Annotated in this window: 17 protein-coding genes; 10 read left to right on the top strand and 7 right to left on the bottom strand. The window is 60.5% G+C overall.

Translation table 11 applies throughout. The features are described from left to right. Positions 1–6 precede the first annotated feature (6 nt). Both parS and VSP_RS26870 read left to right on the top strand, forming a co-directional pair. Entirely contained in the window at positions 7–489 is a 483-nt protein-coding gene (parS, locus tag VSP_RS26875) for a type II RES/Xre toxin-antitoxin system antitoxin (protein ID WP_009964637.1), read from the top strand. Beyond that, positions 486–944 carry an RES family NAD+ phosphorylase gene (locus VSP_RS26870; protein ID WP_009964636.1) on the top strand — a complete coding sequence of 153 codons (459 nt, stop codon included), beginning with the start codon at positions 486–488 and terminating at the stop codon, positions 942–944. The genes parS and VSP_RS26870 overlap by 4 nt, the downstream gene beginning before the upstream one ends. Before the next feature lie 10 nt (positions 945–954). Here VSP_RS26870 and pta read toward each other — a convergent pair whose 3' ends face one another. Together pta and VSP_RS26860 are read right to left on the bottom strand one after the other, a co-directional pair. Then, the gene (pta, locus tag VSP_RS26865; RefSeq protein ID WP_009964634.1) at positions 955–3039 is read right to left on the bottom strand and encodes a phosphate acetyltransferase; all 2085 of its coding nucleotides are present in this window, start codon (positions 3037–3039) and stop codon (positions 955–957) included. Between the two features lie 15 nt (positions 3040–3054). Next, positions 3055–4245, bottom strand: a complete 1191-nt coding sequence (locus VSP_RS26860) for an acetate kinase (RefSeq protein ID WP_009964633.1) — start codon at positions 4243–4245, stop codon at positions 3055–3057. 285 nt (positions 4246–4530) lie between these two features. Here VSP_RS26860 and VSP_RS37615 point away from each other — a divergent pair, with 285 nt between their 5' ends. Together VSP_RS37615 and VSP_RS37610 are read left to right on the top strand one after the other, a co-directional pair. Beyond that, positions 4531–7158 carry a right-handed parallel beta-helix repeat-containing protein gene (locus tag VSP_RS37615; protein WP_009964632.1) on the top strand — a complete coding sequence of 876 codons (2628 nt, stop codon included), beginning with the start codon at positions 4531–4533 and terminating at the stop codon, positions 7156–7158. After that, on the top strand, positions 7151–8080 hold the full coding sequence (locus VSP_RS37610; RefSeq protein ID WP_009964630.1) for a Gfo/Idh/MocA family protein: 930 nt from the start codon (positions 7151–7153) through the stop codon (positions 8078–8080). Before VSP_RS37615 ends, VSP_RS37610 begins: the two co-directional genes overlap by 8 nt. A 1-nt stretch (position 8081) precedes the next feature. Here the strand turns inward: VSP_RS37610 and VSP_RS26845 are convergent, their stop codons facing one another. The 3 genes from VSP_RS26845 to VSP_RS37605 are packed head-to-tail and all read right to left on the bottom strand — an operon-like array spanning position 8082 to position 11653. Further along, the gene (locus VSP_RS26845) at positions 8082–9056 is read right to left on the bottom strand and encodes an ABC transporter permease (protein ID WP_009964629.1); all 975 of its coding nucleotides are present in this window, start codon (positions 9054–9056) and stop codon (positions 8082–8084) included. Beyond that, complete coding sequence (locus VSP_RS26840) at positions 9053–9973, bottom strand: ABC transporter permease (protein ID WP_009964628.1); 921 nt, start codon at positions 9971–9973, stop codon at positions 9053–9055. The genes VSP_RS26845 and VSP_RS26840 overlap by 4 nt, the downstream gene beginning before the upstream one ends. 6 nt (positions 9974–9979) lie before the next feature. Beyond that, positions 9980–11653, bottom strand: a complete 1674-nt coding sequence (locus VSP_RS37605; RefSeq protein WP_009964627.1) for a peptide ABC transporter substrate-binding protein — start codon at positions 11651–11653, stop codon at positions 9980–9982. 210 nt (positions 11654–11863) lie between these two features. On the opposite strand from VSP_RS37605, the gene VSP_RS26830 reads away from it, so the two are divergent. The 6 genes from VSP_RS26830 to VSP_RS26805 are packed head-to-tail and all read left to right on the top strand — an operon-like array spanning position 11864 to position 19285. Further along, positions 11864–13111, top strand: coding sequence for an ABC transporter permease (locus VSP_RS26830; protein ID WP_009964626.1), 1248 nt, complete (start codon positions 11864–11866; stop codon positions 13109–13111). Continuing rightward, the gene (locus VSP_RS40110; protein WP_081452746.1) at positions 13108–14706 is read left to right on the top strand and encodes an ABC transporter permease subunit; all 1599 of its coding nucleotides are present in this window, start codon (positions 13108–13110) and stop codon (positions 14704–14706) included. The genes VSP_RS26830 and VSP_RS40110 overlap by 4 nt, the downstream gene beginning before the upstream one ends. A gap of 8 nt (positions 14707–14714) precedes the next feature. Then, positions 14715–16631: an extracellular solute-binding protein gene (locus VSP_RS26820; RefSeq protein WP_198141237.1), complete on the top strand. Its 1917-nt coding sequence runs from the start codon at positions 14715–14717 to the stop codon at positions 16629–16631. Next, positions 16628–17614, top strand: coding sequence for an ABC transporter ATP-binding protein (locus tag VSP_RS26815; protein WP_009964620.1), 987 nt, complete (start codon positions 16628–16630; stop codon positions 17612–17614). Before VSP_RS26820 ends, VSP_RS26815 begins: the two co-directional genes overlap by 4 nt. Beyond that, on the top strand, positions 17611–18582 hold the full coding sequence (locus tag VSP_RS26810) for an ABC transporter ATP-binding protein (RefSeq protein ID WP_009964619.1): 972 nt from the start codon (positions 17611–17613) through the stop codon (positions 18580–18582). The genes VSP_RS26815 and VSP_RS26810 overlap by 4 nt, the downstream gene beginning before the upstream one ends. A gap of 13 nt (positions 18583–18595) precedes the next feature. Continuing rightward, positions 18596–19285 (top strand): molybdopterin-dependent oxidoreductase, encoded by a 690-nt coding sequence (locus tag VSP_RS26805; RefSeq protein ID WP_044133672.1) that lies wholly within the window; start codon positions 18596–18598, stop codon positions 19283–19285. Positions 19286–19579: 294 nt separating this feature from the next. Here VSP_RS26805 and VSP_RS26800 read toward each other — a convergent pair whose 3' ends face one another. After that, on the bottom strand, positions 19580–20734 hold the full coding sequence (locus tag VSP_RS26800) for an acyltransferase family protein (RefSeq protein ID WP_009964617.1): 1155 nt from the start codon (positions 20732–20734) through the stop codon (positions 19580–19582). Continuing rightward, positions 20731–21369, bottom strand: a complete 639-nt coding sequence (locus VSP_RS26795) for a response regulator transcription factor (protein WP_009964616.1) — start codon at positions 21367–21369, stop codon at positions 20731–20733. The genes VSP_RS26800 and VSP_RS26795 overlap by 4 nt, the downstream gene beginning before the upstream one ends. Positions 21370–21435: the final 66 nt, after the last annotated feature.

The following is a 21435-nucleotide window of genomic DNA, read 5'->3' as shown; positions in this document are numbered from 1 at the left end:
CCTCAAATGAGAGAGGGGGCGAGCAAGGTGAAATACCGGACGACACCGGAACAGGGGCCCGTGGTTATCTCGGACGTCGTGGCCACCTATATGGTCCCCTCGGCTGCCACCCATTGGCCCACCTCGGGTGAGCTGATTGCGTCTATCGTCAAAGGTCTTGCCTTCAAGGAACTGACTGCTCTTCAGGAAGGGCTCGGCGTGAGCCTGGACAAGCTGGCAGGTACGCTTGGCATCGCCAAGGCGACCCTGAGCCGCCGGAAGGTTCAGGGGAGGTTGGATCCTGAGGAATCGGACCGGGTGGTGCGTTTTGCCCGGCTCATGGGCAAGGCCGTTGAAGTGTTGGAGTCCCAAGATGCCGCCCGCCAGTGGCTGAATGCGCCTCAGACGGGGCTAGGCGGGGCCATCCCGCTGGACTACGCCCGCACGGAAGTGGGGGCCCGGGAGGTGGAGGCTCTTCTCACCCGCATTGAGCACGGCGTGTACGCATGATGCTGGAGGCCTGGCGCATCTGCAAACGCCGGCACGCCGCCACCGCCTTCACCGGTGAAGGGGCGGCGATCGCGGGTGGCCGGTGGAACTCACCGGGCATCCGGCTGGTCTATGGGAGTGCCTCCCAGTCCCTGGCGCTCCTGGAAAATCTGGTGCACGTCAATCCCGCCGTATCCTTCAAGCTGGTGGCGTTCCACATCAAGTTCCCCGCTGCCATGGTCAAGGTGCTGGAGCTGGCTGATCTTCCCGCGAACTGGGCCGAATCGCCCGCGCCCGTGGCGAGCCAGAAGGTGGGCGATGAATGGGTGGCGGCAGGTGATTCCGCCGTGCTGGCCCTGCCCAGTGTGATTGTTCCCGGCGAGCGAAATTATCTCCTGAACCCGGCGCATCTCGACTTCAAAAAGATTGAGGTTCAAGGTCCGATTGACTTCCCCGTCGATCCCCGGTTGCAGTGACGCTGGCTTCTCAGATCTGACCTGCCTGGATGGAGGTGAGGGCAATGGTGTACACGATGTCCTCCACCAGGGCTCCCCGGGAGAGGTCGTTGACCGGCCGGCGCATCCCTTGCAGCATGGGGCCGATGCTCACGACACTGGCACTGCGCTGCACGGCCTTGTAGGTGGTGTTCCCCGTGTTGAGGTCCGGGAAGATGAAGACGGTCGCCTTGCCAGCGACCGGGCTGTCTGGTGCCTTCGAGGCCGCCACTTCAGCCACGGCGGCAGCGTCATACTGGAGCGGGCCGTCCAGCATCAAGTCAGGGCGCTTGCTCCGCGCGATCTGCGTGGCCTCGCGGACCTTTTCAACGTCCACTCCGCTGCCGGACTCTCCCGTGGAGTAGCTGATCATGGCCACGCGAACCGGAAGGCCGAAGGTCGCCGCGGAATCGGCGCTCTGAATGGCGATGTCCGCCAGAGTCTCCGCATCCGGGTCCGGGTTAACCGCGCAGTCGCCATAGACCAGCACCTGATCGGGAAGACACATGAAGAAGATCGAGGAAACGACCTTTGCTCCAGGGCGGGTCTTGATGATCTGGAGCGCCGGGCGGATGGTGTTGGCCGTGGAATGAACTGCTCCAGACACAAGACCGTCCACCTGGCCCAGGGCAAGCATGACTGTGCCCAGCCACACGTTGTCCTCCAGCAGCTCCGCGGCAGCTTCAGGAGTCAACCCTTTTGCTTTGCGCATCTCCACCAGGGGAGCGATGTAGTTTTGCCGCAGCGGCACGGGATCGAGGATCTCCACCTGTGGGGGAAGTTCGACCTCCTGGCCCCGGGCGACACGGCGGATCTCCTCGGGGGAACCAATGAGGACACAGCGGGCAATGCCACGCTGGGCGCAGATGACCGCTGCGCGGATGGTGCGGGGCTCATTGCCTTCTGGAAGGATGATGCGGCGGGATGTCTGGCGGGCTCGCTCCGTGAGACGGAAACAGAATGCGGCCGGCGACATGCGAGCCTCCACCGGAATGGCGGCATGAGAGGCGATCCATTCACTGTCAATGTAGCTCGCCACGTAGTCCATGCTCTGCTGCACCCTCTCGATGTCATCCACTGGTACCTCAGCGCTCATGCGGGTGAGTGCGGTGGCAGTGTGCCAGCTGTTCGTGGGCACCTGGAGAATGGGCAGACCGGTGGCAAGCCCGGCCCGGCAGAGGTCAAAGATGGCCGGAGGCACCTCCATGTCACCGGTCAGCAGCAGGGCGGCGATGGGAATGTCGTTGAGCGTGGCCATGCAGGTGGCGACGATGACGTCACTGCGGTCCGAAGGCGTGATCAGCACGGAGCCCGGCAAAAAGGTGTCCAGCATGTTGGGCACCGTCCGCGCCAGCATGGTGAAACGGCGCACCCGCCGCGTTTTCAATTCCCCCTCATGCAGAACGGTGGCGTTCAGATAGCGGGCCATATCCACGGCCCGACAAGAGGCAAGTTCTGCCTTCTCCGGCACCGCGCCGATGAGGTGGAATCCGCTGCTATGGAACAAGCGGCTGCGCAAGGCGAAGCTCATCCCCAGTTCCTTGAGCGACTGGTCAACGGCGTCTGGAACGCGATTGATGATGCAGCCCACGACGGAGTCGCCAAACTTCCTGGAGGTGTACTCCATGCGCGATTCGAACTCATCCAACGGTACGTATCCGAGGGAGCCCACCAGGATGACTTCAGCGCTCAAGGTCTTGACCAGTTGAAGATTGAGTTCATCGGCCTGAGGCGTCTCGGCGGTGTGGACCAGACCTTCGACGATCACCACATCCGCATCCGCCGCAGAGGCGTGATAGTTTTCGATCACCCGCTCGAGCAGTTCATCCATTCGACCGGTCGTGATCAACCTCTCTGCCTGGTCCAGCGGAATGGGAGTCGATGGCAGCAGGTGAGTTGCCTCCCGCACGAAGTGTGTGGAGCGCTCCGGCCCCTTGTCCTGGCTGGTGGACTGGCCAATGGGTTTGCAGAACGCCACCTTCACGCCGTGAATGTCAAGGGAGCGAACCAGGCCGAGGGCGATGGTCGTGAGGCCGGCGCTGCTGCCGCTGGGGGCAAGGTAGAGAGTGTGGGGCATGCAGTTGGAGGGGGATCAAGTTTCTACCAGACGAAGCCGGTCCGCTTCGCGGGCAATCACGAGTTCTTCATTCGTCGGCACCACCATGGCCAGGAGTCCTGAGTCCGTGGTGGTGATGCGTCCGGCGACCGCAGAGCCGTGTTGAGCATTGAGATCATGGTCAATCCGCGCCTTCAGGAGGCCCAGATGCGCCAGTGTACGGGCGCGCACGGGTGCGGAATTCTCGCCAATCCCGCCTGTGAAGACCAGGGTGTTGACGTGATCAAGCGAAGCACAAAGGCCCAGGATGCCCTTGGCTAGCCGGTAGCAAAACACTTCGATTGCCAGGTGGGCGTGGGTGTCGCCCTGTTCGCTGGCGGCCACCAGGGTGCGCATGTCATTGCTCAATCCCGACAGACCCAGCAGACCGCTTTCACGATTCAAGAGGTCCGTAATTTCCTGCAACGTGCGTCCGGTGTGTTCGGCCAGGTACTGGTGGAGATTGGGGTCCACATCCCCGCTGCGGGTGCCCATGACCAGTCCTTCCAGGGGCGTGAAGCCCATGGTGGTATCCACGCTGCGACCATGCTTCACCGCACAGGCGCTGCAACCATTTCCCAGATGGGCGGTGATGAGCTGAAGCTCCGTCGGCAGCCGGCCCAGGCGGGTGGAGGCCTCACCCGCGACATAGCGGTGACTCGTGCCATGGAAACCGTAGCGCCGGATCCGGTGCTTCTCGTACAATTCGTACGGCACCGCATAGAGGTAGGCATGCGTCGGCATCGTCTGGTGGAAAGAGGTGTCGAAGACGGCGATGTGGGGCAGCTCAGGGAAACGCTCCATCGCCGCGCGAATACCGGTGACGTTGGCCGGATTGTGCAGAGGCGCCAATTCATTGCAGGCCTCGATGCCGACGAGGGTGTCTGTATTGAGCCGGACACTGTCGGAGAACTGTTCCCCTCCATGCACGACGCGATGTCCTACCGCCCCCAGCGCAAGGCCCCTCAGCCCTGACAAGATGAAGTCGAGTGCTTCTTCATGGTCGGCCTTGGGCAGGAGCTTGGTGTGCTTCTCGCCATCCGTTGCCGTCCAGATCAGCCGTGCCTCCTGGGAGCCCAGTCTCTCTGCCAGACCCTGGCTCAACACTTTGCCGGAGACAGGCCAGATCACGGCGAACTTGAGCGAAGAACTGCCGCAGTTGATGACGAGGATATTGGGCGAATCCATAGAAGCAGAGGGCAGAGGAGCAGCGAGCGACGGTGTGCCAGAATCGCACGCAGACCATTGACGGGATGGCTGGAGGCAGAAGGGGCATGTGGTGACGATTCTGTGAAGTGCTGTGCCTGCCATCCTTCTATACGGTTCCGCTGCGAGGGGTGTTCGTCTGCAGATACGACACGGTCGCAGGGTGCATAAAAAGGGGGGGGAAGTCGAACCGCGGTTGGATCGCCCTGATTTGCCCACCCTGCTTCGGCGGTTGTGCACCGCCCGACCCTGACTCATGGTGGAGACATGAGATCGTTCGTCGCGCTTTGTGCCCTCAGTGCCAGTGTTTCCTCCCTCCTCGCGCTGGAGGTTCAGGTCAGTCCGGCTGGACCGGTGAAGACGCTGGAGCAGGCTCGGGATGCGGTGCGGAGCTGGCGGGTGGGTGAGGGCAAGGGAAAAGCGGAGCCGGTCACCGTGCGATTAGCGCCCGGCACGTATCCCATTACCCACCCGGTGACCTTCGGTCCTGAGGACGGTGGCACTGCCGAATCACCAGTCACTTATGAGGGCGGCGGCAAAGCGGTCATCAGCGGGGGGAGGGGCATCACTGGGTGGCAGGATGCGGGCAATGGCATCTGGGTGGCCGAGATCCCAGAGGTGAAAGAAGGGAAGTGGTACTTCCAGGACCTCTGGATCAATGGCCGGCGTGCCACCCGGGCCAGGACTCCCAACACCCGCTACTTCCACGCCACGCGTCCCGCACTGGAGGCTCCAGAAGGGGCACCACCCATGGGCAAGCCGGAGTTCACTGCCTTCTATGCGGAGGTGGATGACCTCGCTCCGTTGGGCAAGCTGGGGCAGCATGAGCTCAAGGACGCCGAAGTGGTGGTGTTCCAGACCTGGCAGATCGCCCGCCACCGGGTGGCTTTCCTGAAACCTGAGGCAGGTTATGTCCAGTTCACCGCCGGCTCGCGCTGGCCCTTCCTGGTCTATGAGACCCGGCAGCGTTATTTCCTGGAGAACATGAAATCGGCGCTGGACGCTCCCGGGGAGTGGTTTCTGGACCGGTCAGGGAAGCTCTTCTACAAGCCGTTGCCAGGCGAGGAACTGGGCAAAGTGGATGCCGTGGCTCCGGTGGCCGACCAGTTGATCCAGATTCAGGGAGCGCCAGAAAAAGGCGAGTTTGTCCAGCACTTGCATTTCAAAGGCCTGGCGTTCAAGCACAGCCGCTTCGAGCTGGGTAAGGATGGGCACATTGACTCCCAGGCGGATTCCAAGATTCCAGGGGCAGTGATGCTGGACGGCGTGAAGAACGTCACGTTTGAATCATGCGAAATCGCCCACACCGGGATCTACGCGATCTGGTTTCGCAAGGGGTGCACTGAAAGCGCCATCACCCGCTCCTATCTGCACGATATGGGGGCGGGAGGCGTGCGGATTGGCGATGTGCCGCTGGACCCGGATCCTCGGGGACGCACCCACCACATCACGGTGCACAACAACATCATCCACACCGGGGGGCGTTATTTCATGGGCAGCGTGGGGGTCTTCATCACGCACAGCGGCGAGAACACCATCACCCACAACGACATTGGCGACTTCTTCTACAGCGGCGTTTCAGCTGGCTGGGTATGGGGCTATGCGGAGAGCGTGGCCCACCACAACAAGATTGAGTTCAACCACATTCACCACCTGGGCTATGGGGTGTTGAGCGATATGGGCGCGGTGTACCTCCTCGGACCTGCCTCCGGCACCACCGTGTCCAACAACCACGCCCATCATGTGAACGGCTATCGCTACGGCGGCTGGGGGCTGTACACTGACGAGGGGAGCTCCGGGGTGCTCATGGAGAACAACCTCGTGCATCACACCCGCCACGCGGGCTTCCACCAGCACTACGGGAAGGACAACATCATCCGGAACAACATCTTCGCCTTTGGCGAGGAGGCTCAGATTCAGCGGTCCCGGACGGAGGAGCATCTCTCCTTCAGCTACCAGAACAACATCGTGTACTTCGACAGCGGCCTTCTCCTCTACGGCCAGTGGAAGAGCCCGAAGGTGCGCATGGAACAGAACCTGTATTGGGACGCCTCCAAGCGCCCGATCGACTTCGGGGGTGGGGACTTCGCCGCGTGGCAGAAGCAGGGCTATGACCGGGGGTCAAAGATCGCTGACCCGGTCTTTGTGGATGTGGCGAAGAGCGACTTCCATCTGAAGCCGGAGTCACCTGCGCTGACCATGGGCTTCAAGCCCTTTGACTACAGCCAGGCTGGCGTCACGGGTGACGATGCCTGGAAACAACTCGCCGCCAGTCTGAAGCCTCTGGAACTGGAGCGCGAAGAGCTGCCCAAGTTCACCCTGCACGATGACTTTGAGAGCACTCCGGTGGGCAAGACCATGTGGAATGGCCGCGTCAGCACGGATGAGAAGGGGGGCACCATCCTGGTCAGCGAAGATCACGCAAAGAGCGGCAAGCGCAGCCTGAAGTTTCAGGATGCCCCCGGGCTCACCCAGCGTTACCAGCCGCATCTCTCCTTTGATCTGAATCACAAAACGGGCACCACCACGGTCGGGTTCAATCTCTGGCTGGAGCCGGAGGCTGAGTTCACCCATGAGTGGAGGGACAAGAATGCCCCCTATCGGGCAGGTCCGAGCCTCGAGATTCGCAAAGGCTCGCTCAAGGTGGCTGGCAAGGAGCTGTTAAAGCTTGAACCCGCCCAATGGATGGGGATTGAGATCCGTGCCGCCCTGGGCGAGTCCAGTACGGCGAAATGGGATCTGACCGTGACCTTGCCGGATGGGACCCGTAAAGAGTTTAAGGAGCTGGCATTCAAGAACCCGGACCTCCAACAGCTCGAGAGCATGGTGTTCGTGAGCGACGCCAATGTGGCCACCTCCTTCAGCCTGGACGATCTGGACATCCACAATGAGTGATCCCCGCGAACTTCGCATCGGCATCATCGGCTGCGATACGTCGCACGCGATCGAGTTCACTGCCCGCCTGAATGATGCGGGGCACCCCGGCCATGTGGCCGGGGCCCGGGTGGTGGCCGCCCATCCCACGGTGAGCCCGGACATGCCCTGGAGCCAGACCCGGGCGGCCGGGTTCGTGGAGGAATTAAAGACCCGCCATGGTGTGGAGATGGTCGGGAGCAGCGAAGCCCTGCTGGAACGATGTGACGCGGTCCTGCTGTGCAGCCTGGATGGCCGGGCCCACCCCGAGCAGGTGGCACCCGTATTGCGGGCGGGATTGCCGGTGTTCCTGGACAAGCCTGTGGCGGGCAGTTTGACGGAGGCGGAGCGCATTTATGAACTGGCTGCGGAAACGGGCACCCCGCTCTTCAGCTGCTCCGCCTTGCGTTGGTATCCTGGCATCCAATCTCTGGTCGCAGCCGATGCAGGAGTTGTCCGGGGAGCGGTCTCTTATGGGCCGGCCCCGATCGAGCCCACCCATCCGGACCTGTTCTTTTACGGCATCCATCCCACCGAGGCGTTGTTCACGGTGCTGGGCACTGGTTGTCAGAGTGTGCAACGCACCACCACGCCTCATCTGTCCGTGGTGACCGGGTTGTGGAAGGATGAAAAGGTGGGCACTCTGCATGCGCTCCATCGCTGGCCCGCAGAGTACAAAGTGATCAAGTTCGGCGACGCGGCGGTGGTGGAGCAACAGGATGCCGGGGACTACACGCCGCTGCTGAGACAGATCATTGCCTTCTTTGGCTCGGGTGTGGCTCCGGTGTCTGAAGCTGAGACCCTGGAGATCTACGCTTTCATGGCAGCCGCAGACGAGAGCAAACGTCGTGGCGGGGCCCGGGTAGAGCTCAATGAAGTGCGCGGCGAGCGCTGGCGGATTTAGACTAGCGGATGCTCCGGGGATCCAGGGCGTCGCGCAATCCATCGCCCACGAAGTTCAGCGAGAGCAGAGTCAGGGAGAAAAATACGCCAGGGAAGAGCAACAACCAGGGGGCGGTGTCCATGCGCTGCGCACCGTCATTGATGAGCACGCCCCACGACGAAGCGGGCGGCTGAATGCCGAGACCGAGGAAACTGAGCGTGGCCTCCAGCAGCATCACTCCGGGCACGGTGAGGCTGGCGTACACGATCACTGGTCCGATGACGTTCGGAAGCAAATGCCGCAGAAGGATGCGGCCAGTGCCAGCGCCGTAGCTTCGGGCAGCAGTGATGAACTCCTGGTTTTTGAGTGAAAGCACCTGGGCTCTGACCACACGAGCCATGGTCAGCCACTCCACCGCACCAATGGCCGCGAAGAGCAGAAGGAAACTGGCATTGAAGCCGAGATCCGTAGCGGCTCCCTTCAGCGCAGGGATCACGGAGAGCTTGTCCAGGACCCAGGCCTCAGCTCCCACCAGGAAAGGGTGAGTTCCCAGAACCGCGGTGAGAATGATCACAAAGTTCAGGAAGGGGAAGGCATAAAGAATGTCCACCACCCGCATCATCGCGGAGTCTGTGCGCCCCCCCACCAGGCCTGATACCATGCCATAGAGGACGCCAATGGCCACGGCGACGCCCGTCGCCACAAACCCTACCAGCAGCGTGACGCGACCTCCATACATGGTGCGGGTCATCACGTCCCGGCCCAAGGGATCGGTGCCCATCCAGTGACTGGCGTTGGGAGCGGCCGTCTTGTTGTCCAGATTCTGCTCGGTCTGTTTGTAGGGAGAAAGGGCCGGACCGATGATGCAGAAGGCAAAGAGCAGAGTGAGAAAAGCGAGGCCGGTCACAGAGCGCGCATTGCTGAACAACCGCCGCCTTGCTGTGCGCCAGGGAGATTCGATGAGGGCCTTGGGAGGCGCGGGAGGAGCCAGGGTCATGACTTCAGTCCGATTCGCGGGTTGAGCGCTGCCTGGATGATGTCCACCAGCATGTTGAAGACGAGGATGAGCACAGCGAAGAGGAGGGTAATCCCGACAGCCAGCGTATCGTCCCGGTTGATTGCTGAACTGATGAAGTGCTGGCCGAGGCCGGGGATCTGAAAGACAGTCTCCGTAACCATGGAGCCCGTGAGCAGCCCTGCGGCCGTGGGACCGAGGAAATTCAGCAACGGCAGGCAGGCCAGCTTCAAGGCGTGGCGTATGACCACCACGGGTTCACTTGCCCCCTTCGCGCGGGCCGTACGGATGAAGTCTTGAGCAAGCGTTTCGCGAAGTCCGCCGCGGGTGAGCCGCGCCACATAGCCGCTGTAGATGAGCCCCAAGGTGAGCGAGGGCAAGACCCAGTCTGCTGAATCGTGCCAGCCAGCCACATTGAACCAGCGCAGATAGAGCCCGAAGATCATCGCAATCAGGGGGCCAAGGACAAAGCTGGGGATGCAGATGCCCAAGGTTGCCGTTGCCGTTGCCCAGTGGTCGTCAAATGTGTTGGGACGCAAAGCGGCAATCGCGCCCAGTGGAATGCCTATGGCCAAGGCGATTAGCAGTGCAGGAACCGCCAATGCGACGGACACAGGAAAGGCCTGTGAAATCACCTCGCCAACGCCGCGGCCGGGTGACTTGACGCAGTCGGGTGGGTTGAAAGTGGCGAAGGCCTTAATATGCAGCCACATCTGGACCAGCCAGGGTTTGTCGTAGCCATAGTAGGACTCCAGAGTCTTGCGCACTTCTTCCGGCACATTGCGCTCCCCGTTAAAGGGACTGGTCGGCGAAAGCTTCTGCAGGACAAAGGTGATGACGAAGACCGCCAGGATAACGACGATGCCTTGCAGAAAGCGGCTGAGAAGGAACCGGATCATGCGATGTCAGGGGGCAGGGGCGGCAACAGTCGCTGGCTGTTTGAGGACGGAGTGGTCAAGGTACCAGCCCTTGTAGGCGCGGTGCTGTAGGACACTTGGCATACGGCCTTTGAGCTCTGGTCGCGAGGCGTACACCTGCACATACCAGTAGAAGGGGATGATGGGCATCTCATCCAGCAGGATGGTTTCCGCCTGCCCCAGCAAATTCAGGCGTTTGGTGGCGTCGGCCTCCTGGTTGGACTGGTTGATGAGATCATCAAACTTGGCGTTGCTCCAGCCAGTCTCGTTGTTGCCGTCGCCAGTCTTCCACATCGAGAGGAAGGTCAGCGGATCCGGGTAGTCCCCACCCCACGCTGCACGGCATACGGCGTAGTTCATCTGGCGTTGCGATTCCAGGTAAACCCCCCAGTCCTGGTTGTAGATGCCCACGTTGATGCCCAGATTTTTGCGCCACATCTCCTGCACGGCTTCCGCGATCACACGGTGGGCTTCGTGAGTGTTGATGAGGATGTCGAACTTCGGGAAACCCTTGCCATCGGGATAGCCTGCTTCAGCCATCAGTCGTTTGGCCTCGACGGGATCAAAGCGGATCGACTTGGGGGCCTGCGGGTAGTCGAGGCTTTCCGGATACGGGGTCAGGCCCAGCGAGGGCTTTTGGCCAGCGCGCAGGATGTTGTTGATGATGCCGTCGCGATCGATGGCCAGGCTGAGGGCCTTGCGAACCCGGACATCTTTCAGCATCTCCCGGGTGGTGTTGATACGGTAGAAGTAAACGCTCAGGATGGGCTCGCTGGTGAGCACGTCCCTGCGGTTCTTTGCATACTCCTGGATGAGCGGGTTGGGCAGCGTGAAAGTGGAGTGAATCTGGCCGTCCCGAAACGCACGTTCTTCGGTGGTGTCGCTGGCAATAGGGACAAAGACGATCTTCTTCAGCCGAACGACGGCTGCATCCCAATAGTAGGGGTTCTTAACCACGGTCAATGAATGGGTGAATCGCCATTCCGTCAGTGCGAAGGGGCCGTTGCCTACCAAGTTGCCGGCCTTGGTCCATCGATTGGCCCGGTCCGTTACGCTTCCGAACTTCTCGATCACGTGCCGGGGGACGGGGAACCAGGAATAGTGCTTCATCATGCCCAAGAGGTAGGGCATGGGACCGACGAGGGTCAGTTCCAGCGTGTGGTTGTCGATCGCTTTTATCCCCACCTGGGAGAAGTCTTTCAGAGTTCCCTTGTTGAACTCCTCCGCATTCTTCAAGGGATAGAGCATCGACGCATATTGCGCGGCGAGGGCGGGGTTCAGAATGCGCTGGTAGGACCAGACAAAGTCGTGGGCGGTGAGGGGTGTTCCGTCGCTCCATTTCCCATTGGGCCGGAGGTGGAAGGTCCAGTGGATGGAGTCCTTGGTCTCCCAGGAGGATGCGGCACCCGGAGCGGGTTTGTCGGGATTTGCTGGGTCGGGGGCGACGAGACCTTCAAAGAGGGCTGCAAAGACCATGTGCTCGGGCTGGCCTGTGGCAACCTGAAGATCCAAGGTGCTCAGCTCTGTGGCGTTTCCCAGCAGCAGCGTGTCCTCCTTGGTGGCCTCATTCACCCTTAAAGGCCTGTTGGAGCGGACGATGTGAAAGCACACCAGCCCGCCGACGAACACGGCAAGTACCAGGAGGCGGGTGGTCCACTTCATGGGCGCGCATTCTAGGAGGGTTGAGCGGGCAGTAAAGCGTGGAGGTTAAAATGCAGTCTTTTAGGCGGATTCATGCAGGAAAACACGTCCCACCCCCGCGAGGATGAACATCCGGACCGGACAGATTTCTCAACCTCGATCTGGCGGATGTTGAAGATGAAAAACTTGTGCGGCCGTGCGTTCTGTACGAAGCGTTTTGATTGACTGAACATGAGGGACTATTTCATTCGCCGCCTTCTCCTCATCATCCCGACTTTGCTCGGGGCGACGCTCGCCGTGTTCTTTATCACCCGGATTGTTCCCGGAGGGCCGCTGGAAGCCCGGATGAGACAGGCCATGGCTCTGGCCTCGGAGCGCAGCATGAAGGACGCGGGGGGCTCCCTCAGCGAGGAGCAGAAGGAGCAGCTCGCCGCCTACTATGGTTTCGACAAGCCTTTCTTTGCTGCCTACCTGATCTGGCTGGGGGTCACCCCCCAGGAGGTGGAGAAGCAATACATCAAGTTCGAAGAGGGGCAGGCGGAGGCCAAGATCACCCTCAAGACCCTGCTGCCCCGGGACCAGTGGACCGCCACCAATGCCTTCAAGGTGACGGAGGCGACCGTTGACCGAAAGGGGGTGTTGAGTGGGTCTGATGTGTCCGGCTGGAAGACCAAGGCTGAGGCCGAAAAGCAGCGGGTGACCGTCTTCCGAAACAAATTCAACGGTCTTCTACAGGGGAATCTGGGAGTTTCCACGCGGTACAACGACCGGGTGTGGGACATGATCAAAGAGCGAATGCCGGTCTCGCTTTTTTACGGACTGGTCACTTTCATGCTGACCTACGCCGTTTGCATTCCGCTGGGGGTGATCAAGGCGATCAAACATCGCACGGTGCTGGACAATGCCACTTCGGTCATCATTTTCATCGGGTATGCCGTTCCTGGATTTGTGCTGGGAAGTCTCCTGGTGGTTTACCTGGCAGCCAGGATGGGCTGGTTCCCCACGGGCGGATTTGTCAGTGACAACTTCAGCCAGCTGAGCGTGCCTGGAAAGGCCTGGGACCTCATTCACCATGCCGTGCTGCCGCTGATCTGCTACATGGTGGGCGGGTTCGCCTTCATGACGATGCTGGTGAAAAACAACCTCATGGACAACCTCGCGGCAGATTACGTGAGAACCGCGATTGCCAAGGGGGCGACCTTCCGGGGTGCCGTGTTGGGGCATGCCCTGCGAAACTCGCTCATTCCTCTGGCCACCACCCTGGGGCAGGTGGTCACCGTGTTTGTGGGAGGCTCCATCCTGATTGAGCGCATCTTTGACATCAATGGATTTGGGATGTTGAGCATCCAGGCCATCACGGACCGGGACTATCCGCTGGTGATGGGGGTGTTGGTGGTTTCCGCCTCGCTCACCCTGCTGGGAAACATTCTGTCTGACTTCTTCGTGGCGCTGGCGGACCCGCGCATTCGTTTCCGATGAGTTTATCTCCACGCAAACTAGGAACCGCCCTGCTGTGCTGGGCTCTGGGCTCGGCAGCCTTTCAGTGGGCAGGCCTTCGAGTGCCGTTTTTCAAGCTGCCGCAACTGGCAGGTGAGGAACTGACGGAGGTGATCTTCGCCGTGGCCCGGCTCTGCGGGGCCAAAGGGGCATGGACGGCCAACCCAGTGGGCTTTGCCGGGGTGGTCTCATGGATCTTGCTGGCCCTATTGACGGCGGTGAGCCTCCACTTTCTGTTTAGGCATGCCCCGCAGTGGCAGTTTAATCCGCTGACCAGGAAAAAGATGCAGCGGTTCCGCTCGATCCGTCGAGGGTATGTGGCGTGGATGATCTTGCTGGCCCTCGTGTTTGTCGCGTGTCTGGACAACCTGATCGTAGGCAAACGGGCACTGGTCGTGCACTACAATGGGAAGTACTATTTCCCGTTCGTATCGCCTCTGATCCCTGGTAGCACTTTTGGGCTGCCCTATGATAGCGAGACGGAATACCGGGCGCTCAAGAAGAAGCTTGCCGAAGAAAAAGGCGGCTCCAACTGGGTGCTCATGCCGCCCGTACCGTATGGTGCTCATCTGGATGCGCCCGAGGTGGTGGAGGAACTGGAGGACCGTGGCGGTGTCATCTTTCGCCGCGGAGCTGCCCAGCCGTTTGATGGTCGCGCCTACAGCGTGTATCCCTCCAAGCCCACCCAACCGCGTCAGGAGTGGACCTATCGCAAAGGCCTCCGACATGGAGACATGCGTGGCTGGAACCCCGGCGGGGAACAAGTGGAAAAAGGCAAGTTTGAGCAAGGCAAGCAGGTCGAATACAGCGATTTCACTGATGGCAAGGCGGCTGGGCTGGAGGCTGGCACCGGTTTACAGACCCAGTTGTTCCCCCCCATGGCCCCCTCGCTGCAGCATCGTCACTATCTGGGGACCAATACCAGCGGTGGGGATGTACTCGCCTCACTGTTTGGGGGCTTGCAGCAGTCGATCTATGTAGTGATTTTCTACCTCGTGGTTACCGTGACACTCGGGGTGGTGATTGGTGGGATCATGGGTTTCTTTGGCGGATGGATCGACCTCTTCGGGCAGCGGATTATTGAAATCTGGTCCACCATGCCCTTCCTCTTCATTGTCCTGATCGTGAGTTCAGTGATTCAGCCTCAAACTTCCATTCTGGTGCTGATCATCTGCCTGTTCTCATGGGTGAGTCCCACGCTCTACATGCGCACTGCCACCTATCGTGAGAGAGAGCGCGACTACGTGGCCGCCACACGCCTGCTTGGGGCGGGTACTGGGAGGATTCTGTTCAAACATATCTTGCCGAACACCATCGCTGTCTTCGTCACCCTGGTGCCGTTCATGGTGCCGGACATCATCATTTCACTTGCTGGCCTCGACTTCCTGGGATTTGGCCTGCCGCCTGACCAGCCCAGCTGGGGGCGGCTCCTTCAGGAAGGGACTGAGAATTTCAACTATCCCTGGATCGTGAGCTCGGCCTTCTGCGCACTGGTCTTCGTGCTGGTGCTGGTCACCTTTGTCGGTGAGGCCGTGCGTGAAGCATTCGATCCTAAAAAGTTCACCACCTATCAATGATGTCTGCGATGAGGAAAGCCCTGTGGGGGGGCGTGTTGGCTGCATCCCTTGCCGTGGGAGGGTTCACCGCCCATGCGGACGACCGTTTCCCCCCGTACGACAACACGGAGGAGGTCAAGGCTTTCTGGAAGTCCAAGCCTGACTTCTTCCAGTGGAAAACGCCTGCGGATCTCCCGAATGATCTGAAATGGGAAAACGGCGGCGATCTGCCGGAGATGGGCGATCCTGCCGCGAAGAAGGGAGGGACTTTTCACGACTACATAGAGTCGTTTCCTGCAACTTTCCGGATCAACGGGCCGGATGCGAACGGGTCTTTCCGCAGCGAACACCACGACAACATTCTGATCACGCTGGTGCAGCGTCACTTGAATGTCGAGGGCTGGGCACCGGGGCTTGCTGACGAGTGGGCCATCTCCCCGGACAAGAAGACGATCTACTACCGGCTCTGCCCGACCGCGACTTACTCCGATGGCGTGCCCGTGGAGGTGGAGGACTTCTTCATGACGTTCTTCATCATGTTGAGCCCGCACATCCAGGATCCCTGGTACAACGACTTTTACGCCAAGGAGTTCAAGGCGATCACGAAGTATGATGACCATACCTTCTCGATCACCATCCCGAACCTGAAGCCTGATCCGCTCTGGTATGCGGATCTCCCTCCGTCCCCCCGGCATTTCTACAAGGAGTTCACCGACGACTATCCCGCCCGGTATCAGTGGAGGAAGTCACCCACCACCGGAGCCTATGACATCCTGCCAGATGGCATCAAGAAAGGCCGGTCCGTCACGCTCACGCGGGTGAAGAACTGGTGGGCGAAGGACCGGAAGAACTTCCGCTATCGGTTCAATCCCGACTTTATTGAGTACAAGGTCGTGGCCAACATGGACAAGGCGTTCGAGATGTTCCGCCAGGGCCAGCTCGACTTTTACATCATGGGACTGCCCCGCTACTGGTACGACAAGGCGGAGATACCGGAGATCTACAACGGCTACATCGAGCGCGGGATCTTCTATAGCGTCTATCCCCGCATTTCCCGGGGTATTTACCTGAACCAGAGCAAGCCCCCTTTGGACAATCTGGATGTGCGCCTGGGCATCAACCATGCGCTTAATTTCAAGAAGGTGATTGAAATCGACTTCCGCGGCGATCCCAACCGCATGAAGAGCACCTTTGCAGGATTCGGGCGCTATACCAATCCGGCGCTCAAGCCCAGGGAGTTTGATGTCGCCAAGGCGGAGGAGTATTTCACCAAGGCAGGCTTTGCCAAACGGGGGGCTGATGGGATTCGGGTGAACGACAAAGGACAGCGCCTCAGTCTCACCCTGTCACTGCCCAACATCGGGCCCATGGTGCAGATCGCCATGCGGCTGAAGCAGGAGGCCTTGAAAACAGGGCTGGATCTGGGGGTGGAGGCGCTCGATACCACCCAGCTCTATAAAAAGATCGACCAGAAGAATCACGAGATGTGCCTGGTGGGATGGTCGGCGCAGCCGCCCTACCCACGTTTCTGGGAGTACTATCATTCCGACAACGCCTGGAAAGTGCAGCCGGACGGGACCAGGAAAGTGGTGCCGGACACCAACAACGTGACGATGACGGCTGATCCGTCGATGGATCCGATCATCGACCAGCAACGTGTGGCACCGACCGAAGAAGAGATGCAGCGGCTCTGCTGGATCCTTGAGGAAATGGTGGAGGCGAAGGCTGTTGCGATCCCCGGCTGGGAGTCTCCCTGGTATCGCTATGGCCATTGGAGATGGGTGCGCTGGCCCAAGGACGGGAACCTCAAGAACAGCCAACTCCCCCTCGACACGTATGTGCATTGGATCGATGAAGATGTGAAGGAGGAGACCCTGGAGGCGAAGCGTGCGGGGAAATCCTTCGGAGAAACGCTGCGCGTGTTTGACCAGTACAAAGATCAATGAGTGCCGCTGACAACATTCTTGAAGTGAAGGATCTGGTCACGGTGTTCGACACCGATGCCGGCCGGGTGACTGCCGTGGACGGGGTACGGTTTGAGGTCGAACGCGGCAAAACGCTGGGCCTGGTGGGGGAGTCTGGCTGTGGCAAGAGCGTCACGGCGTTCTCCATCAACCGTCTGCTGCCCCAGCCGCATGGCAAGATCGCGGGAGGTTCCATCGCGTTTGAAGGCCGTAATCTCGCGGAGCTGAGCGTGGAGGAGCTTCGCAAGTTCCGTGGACGGGAGATCAGCATGATCTTCCAGGAACCCATGACGGCGCTCAATCCTGTGCAGACGGTTGGCAAGCAGCTGGCCGAGGCCATCTTGCTGCATCAGAAGTGCAGCTCACGGGAGATCCTGCAACGGTCCGTTGAACTGCTGACGAAGGTTCGCATCCCTTCACCGGAGGTCCGGCTTCAGGAGTATCCGCATCAGCTCTCTGGCGGCATGCGGCAGCGTGTGATGATCGCCATGGCCCTCGTGCACAAGCCCAAGTTGCTGATCGCTGATGAACCCACCACCGCCCTGGATGTCACGGTGCAGGCGCAGATTCTGGATCTGATCAACAGCCTGCAGAAGGAGATGGGCATGAGCGTGTTGTTGATCACCCATGACCTGGGGGTGATCGCTGAGACCTGTGACGAGGTGGTGGTCATGTACGCAGGTCGCGTGGTGGAACGAGCACCCGTGGCGGAGCTCTTTTCCTCTCCGCGACACGCCTACACACAGGGCCTGCTACAGAGCATCCCCAAGATTGAATCCACTCCCAAGTCGCGGCTCAAGGCGATTCCCGGCAGCGTGCCTCCCATCGAGACCTTGCTTCCAGGCTGTCGATTCGCAGAGCGGTCGGGACGCCCCCATCTGCCTGAACACTTGAACCAGCGTCCGCCCTTCATTGAAATCTCCCCCCAGCACTGGGTGGAACAATGCCCCGTTTGCGTCGCATGAGCCTGCTGAACGTCGAAAATCTGAAAATGCATTTCCCTGTGCGCGGGGGAATCCTCATGCGTGCTCTGAAGACCTGCAAGGCCGTGGATGGGGTTTCCATCTCAGTTTCTCAGGGCGAGACTCTGGGGTTGGTGGGGGAATCTGGTTGCGGGAAGACGACACTCGGGAAGGCCATTGTGCGGCTCTATCAGCCCACCGATGGCAAGCTCCAGTTTGAAGGGCAGGACATCACGCGTGCGAGCCAGCGGGCGCTTCGTCCCATCCGCCGCGACATCCAGATGATCTTCCAGGACCCTGCGGAGTCTCTGAATCCGAGGCTGACGGTGCGCGACATCCTTGAAGAGCCTTTCCTTATTCAAAAGCAGGGCACGACGGCGGAACGCCGCCAGTGGGTGGGGGAACTGCTCGACAAGGTCGGACTGGCCTCTACCGCTGCCGACCGTTTCCCCTTCGAGTTTTCCGGCGGCCAGCGTCAGCGCATCGGCATTGCCCGCGCCATCGCGCTCAAGCCCAAGCTGATTGTCTGTGATGAGCCGGTGTCGGCGCTCGACGTCAGCGTGCAGAGCCAGGTGCTGAACTTGATGCTGGATCTCCAACGTGAGATGGGGTTGAGCTACCTTTTTATTGCGCATGGGCTCTCCGTGGTGAAGCACATGAGCGACCGGGTCGCGGTGATGTATCTGGGCAAGATCGTGGAGATGGCCCCCTCTGAAGAGCTCTATCACCATCCGCGCCACGCCTACACCAAGGCGCTTCTGGATGCCATCCCGGTGCCGGATCCCTCGAAGCGTCGCGCCCGCCGCCTTCTCTCGGGAGACGTGCCTTCCCCCATCGATCCACCCAAGGGCTGTGCCTTTGGCCACCGCATGAAGCATCCCAAGTGGGAGCAGAGTGTGGGCATGGAGCTCAAACTGGAGGAGGTCTCCCCCGGCCACTGGGTGCAGAAGTGCCCCTGCTGCATGGACTAGGCTCTGTTAATTCATGAATCCTTCACCCCGACCTCCCGACATGGCTGCTGACTTCACGCAACGCAAAGAGGCCTGGGCGCGGAAGATGCAGGAGCGGGGAGCGCACCGTCTGGCGGAACGCTCCGTGGACCGGTTGCCACCCGGCCAGCATCTGGCCGCCGGGTTTCCGGTGCTGGATCTGGGGATCCATCCCAAGGTCAAACTGGAGGAATGGAAGCTGGAAATCACCGGAGAGGTGGAAGTGCCCCTGACGCTCTCGCGGGGCAAGTTGAGCGCCTTACCGTTCACGCAGCGTACCAGTGACTTCCACTGCGTCACGACCTGGAGCAAGTATGACTGCGCCTGGAGCGGAGTGTTGCTGGCAGATCTCCTCGACCGGCTCCGCCCGCATGAAGGGGCGCAGTACGTCTTCTATACCAGCTATGACGGGTACACCACGAACACTCTGGTGGAGGACTGGACGCATGCCGATGCCCTGCTGGCCACGCATTTTGAGGGAAAACCCATCACTCTGGAACACGGCGCGCCAGCACGGATTGTCATCCCGCATCTCTATGCCTGGAAGAGTGCCAAGTTCGTGAGAAAGATCGAGTTCCTGAGCGCGGAGCAGCTCGGGTACTGGGAAAAACGCGGCTATAGCAACACGGCAGACCCCTGGCTGAACGACCGGTTCGCGGAAACGGCGAGGTCGTATCTTCCGTGAGGGTAAGGCGTCGCAGGAGTGGTTTTAGACAGAATTAACAGAATTTACGGAACTGGGATGAGAGGCGGAGTGGTCGAACCATGTGTCATTTTTTAGGGTGCAAGTGAGCCCAAGGAGCAGCGGTTTGTGCTTGTAACAACCGCCGGTGGTTGCTGGAGGAAACTTGTTTCCATGTAAGAAGGCCGCAGCAAGCCCACAAGAGGTGGTGGATATTTGGCGATCAGCCGCTCCGCTTTCCCTCGGCGGTTGTGCAAGCACACACCGCCGTTCCTTGGACGACTTGGCGTCACCACCTCAAAGCGGTGACTTGGGAGTTGTTGATGCATTCAGCCACGACTTCCGCCAGGAGAGAAGGCGGCGCTCCAGGGGAGCGCCAAGCAGCCAGCACACGATCAGAGGCGTGGCGATGAAGACAGGGCCGGAGATCAAGACGGGGCTGCCTGCGAGTACGGCCCCGGGTTTGAAGAGGAGGTCAGTGAGACCGATGACCGGCTGATGCAGGAGGTAGAGGGGATAACTCCAGATGCCGAGGGTGTGGGCCAGCTTTTTCCAACGAGGTTCTCTCAGCCAGGTCGCATCGCGCAGGCGAAGGATCAGGAACGCAAACCCAATGCCCGCCACCAGTTCCAGGCCGTGCAGAAGGAAGACCCGGCGGGAGTACAACCAGAAGGCGGTGTAGAGCGCAAGAAATGCCAGGACGACGGCCGGAAACAGCCAGTTGCCCGCGCTTCCGGATTTCCTCGAACTTGTCATTGCTGTCCAGCGTTCATAGAGCCCCACGCCGACAAGCCAGACCAGAAAACGGACGGTGACGGTCCAGGATTCATTCACTGGTCCACGAGGCTTGCCTTCTGCAAGCCACCAAAAGACGAGACCGCCAGTGACAAGAAACGTGATGGCAATACCAGCCCACCAAGCCCGCGCCGAGTGAAATCGACACGCCGTCAGGATCAGAGGCCACGCCAGGTAGTAGAGGCATTCGTTGGTGAGGCTCCATGAGGGGGCAAAGTGCTCCGTGTAGCCGGTGACCCCCTGGAGCATGAAGAAGTATCCCGCCACCTTACCCCAGCTGAACTGGTCGGGTCTGGGGTTGAGCCATTCCGCGAGAAGGCATGCGGCGATGCCCACCAGGAAGAACGGGTAGATACGGCTGAACCGGGCACGTAGGTAGTCGCTGAAACTCCATGTCCCCGTCTCCAGACTGTGGCGGATGCTCATCTGGATGCAGAGGCCGGAGATGACAAAGAAGCCCATGACCCATACCAGGCCCTGCCCCACGGAGGCATGGAGCACACGCATCAGAAGAGAGTCACTCATTGCCCACTCACTGCGCGTCACCGTCTGGCGGAAGGCGTGGGAAAGCAGCACCAGCACGGCCAGCAGCCCCCTGAGCAGATCAAGCCCCGCCGAGGTGCTCTCATCCAGCTTCGGTGCGGTGGCTCGGGTCAAACCAAGCCCTCCTTCAGTGCCTTGGCCACGGCCCCCGTGCGGGTGTTCACCTCCAGCTTGCGGTACACGCCGCGCAGATAGGTGTCCACCGTGTGCAGGCTGAGGTTGAGCCGGTCGGCGATCTCCTTGCGGATGAATCCCTGCACCATCAGTTCCAGTGTTTCTCTTTCCCGTGTGCTCAAGCCGTAGTCCGCATGCCGCGGGGCGAAGCGGGAAAACAACTCCAGCACCTGGTGGGCAATGCATGGGGTCATGGGCACCCCGCCCTTCAGAGATTGCTGGATGCCACTGATAATTTCCTCGATCGACGAGTTTTTCAGGAGATAACCCTGGGCTCCGTTGCAAATGGCCTGGGTGATCTTGGCGGCATCCTCAAACACGGTGAGCATGAGCACCCGGCAGTCGGGGGCGCGGTCACGCATCGCAGGCAGGAGATCGATGCCGCTGCCATCGGGCAGCCCGGCATCCAGCAGGACGATCTGAGGGGGGAGTCGCTCTTGGATGGCCTGCATGAGAGCCCTGCCCGTGCCAAACTGTTCTTCGCAATGGAGCTCCCCGGTGGCGGTCAGGGCACGGGCCACCGCGCCGCGGTACACGGCATTGTCTTCAACGATCCAGACGCGGGGCAGGGGCATGGGCGAAGGCTTGTTCGGGAAGGTGGGAATTGCAACTCACGAATGTCCGGGGGGCAGGGTACCGCT

This window comes from Verrucomicrobium spinosum DSM 4136 = JCM 18804 (genome assembly GCF_000172155.1).
In the GTDB taxonomy this organism is placed as follows: domain Bacteria; phylum Verrucomicrobiota; class Verrucomicrobiia; order Verrucomicrobiales; family Verrucomicrobiaceae; genus Verrucomicrobium; species Verrucomicrobium spinosum.
The sequence above is the reverse complement of the archived record's forward strand: the minus strand, read 5'-3'. Positions and strand labels throughout refer to the sequence as shown.

Excerpts from the sequence above, each read along its gene's own strand:
- parS (WP_009964637.1), top strand. The coding sequence starts at position 7 with ATGAGAGAGGGGGCGAGCAAGGTGAAATACCGGACGACACCGGAACAG.
- VSP_RS26870 (WP_009964636.1), top strand. The coding sequence starts at position 486 with ATGATGCTGGAGGCCTGGCGCATCTGCAAACGCCGGCACGCCGCCACC.
- pta (WP_009964634.1), bottom strand. The coding sequence starts at position 3,039 with ATGCCCCACACTCTCTACCTTGCCCCCAGCGGCAGCAGCGCCGGCCTC.
- VSP_RS26860 (WP_009964633.1), bottom strand. The coding sequence starts at position 4,245 with ATGGATTCGCCCAATATCCTCGTCATCAACTGCGGCAGTTCTTCGCTC.
- VSP_RS37615 (WP_009964632.1), top strand. The coding sequence starts at position 4,531 with ATGAGATCGTTCGTCGCGCTTTGTGCCCTCAGTGCCAGTGTTTCCTCC.
- VSP_RS37610 (WP_009964630.1), top strand. The coding sequence starts at position 7,151 with ATGAGTGATCCCCGCGAACTTCGCATCGGCATCATCGGCTGCGATACG.
- VSP_RS26845 (WP_009964629.1), bottom strand. The coding sequence starts at position 9,056 with ATGACCCTGGCTCCTCCCGCGCCTCCCAAGGCCCTCATCGAATCTCCC.
- VSP_RS26840 (WP_009964628.1), bottom strand. The coding sequence starts at position 9,973 with ATGATCCGGTTCCTTCTCAGCCGCTTTCTGCAAGGCATCGTCGTTATC.
- VSP_RS37605 (WP_009964627.1), bottom strand. The coding sequence starts at position 11,653 with ATGAAGTGGACCACCCGCCTCCTGGTACTTGCCGTGTTCGTCGGCGGG.
- VSP_RS26830 (WP_009964626.1), top strand. The coding sequence starts at position 11,864 with ATGAGGGACTATTTCATTCGCCGCCTTCTCCTCATCATCCCGACTTTG.
- VSP_RS40110 (WP_081452746.1), top strand. The coding sequence starts at position 13,108 with ATGAGTTTATCTCCACGCAAACTAGGAACCGCCCTGCTGTGCTGGGCT.
- VSP_RS26820 (WP_198141237.1), top strand. The coding sequence starts at position 14,715 with ATGAGGAAAGCCCTGTGGGGGGGCGTGTTGGCTGCATCCCTTGCCGTG.
- VSP_RS26815 (WP_009964620.1), top strand. The coding sequence starts at position 16,628 with ATGAGTGCCGCTGACAACATTCTTGAAGTGAAGGATCTGGTCACGGTG.
- VSP_RS26810 (WP_009964619.1), top strand. The coding sequence starts at position 17,611 with ATGAGCCTGCTGAACGTCGAAAATCTGAAAATGCATTTCCCTGTGCGC.
- VSP_RS26805 (WP_044133672.1), top strand. The coding sequence starts at position 18,596 with ATGAATCCTTCACCCCGACCTCCCGACATGGCTGCTGACTTCACGCAA.
- VSP_RS26795 (WP_009964616.1), bottom strand. The coding sequence starts at position 21,369 with ATGCCCCTGCCCCGCGTCTGGATCGTTGAAGACAATGCCGTGTACCGC.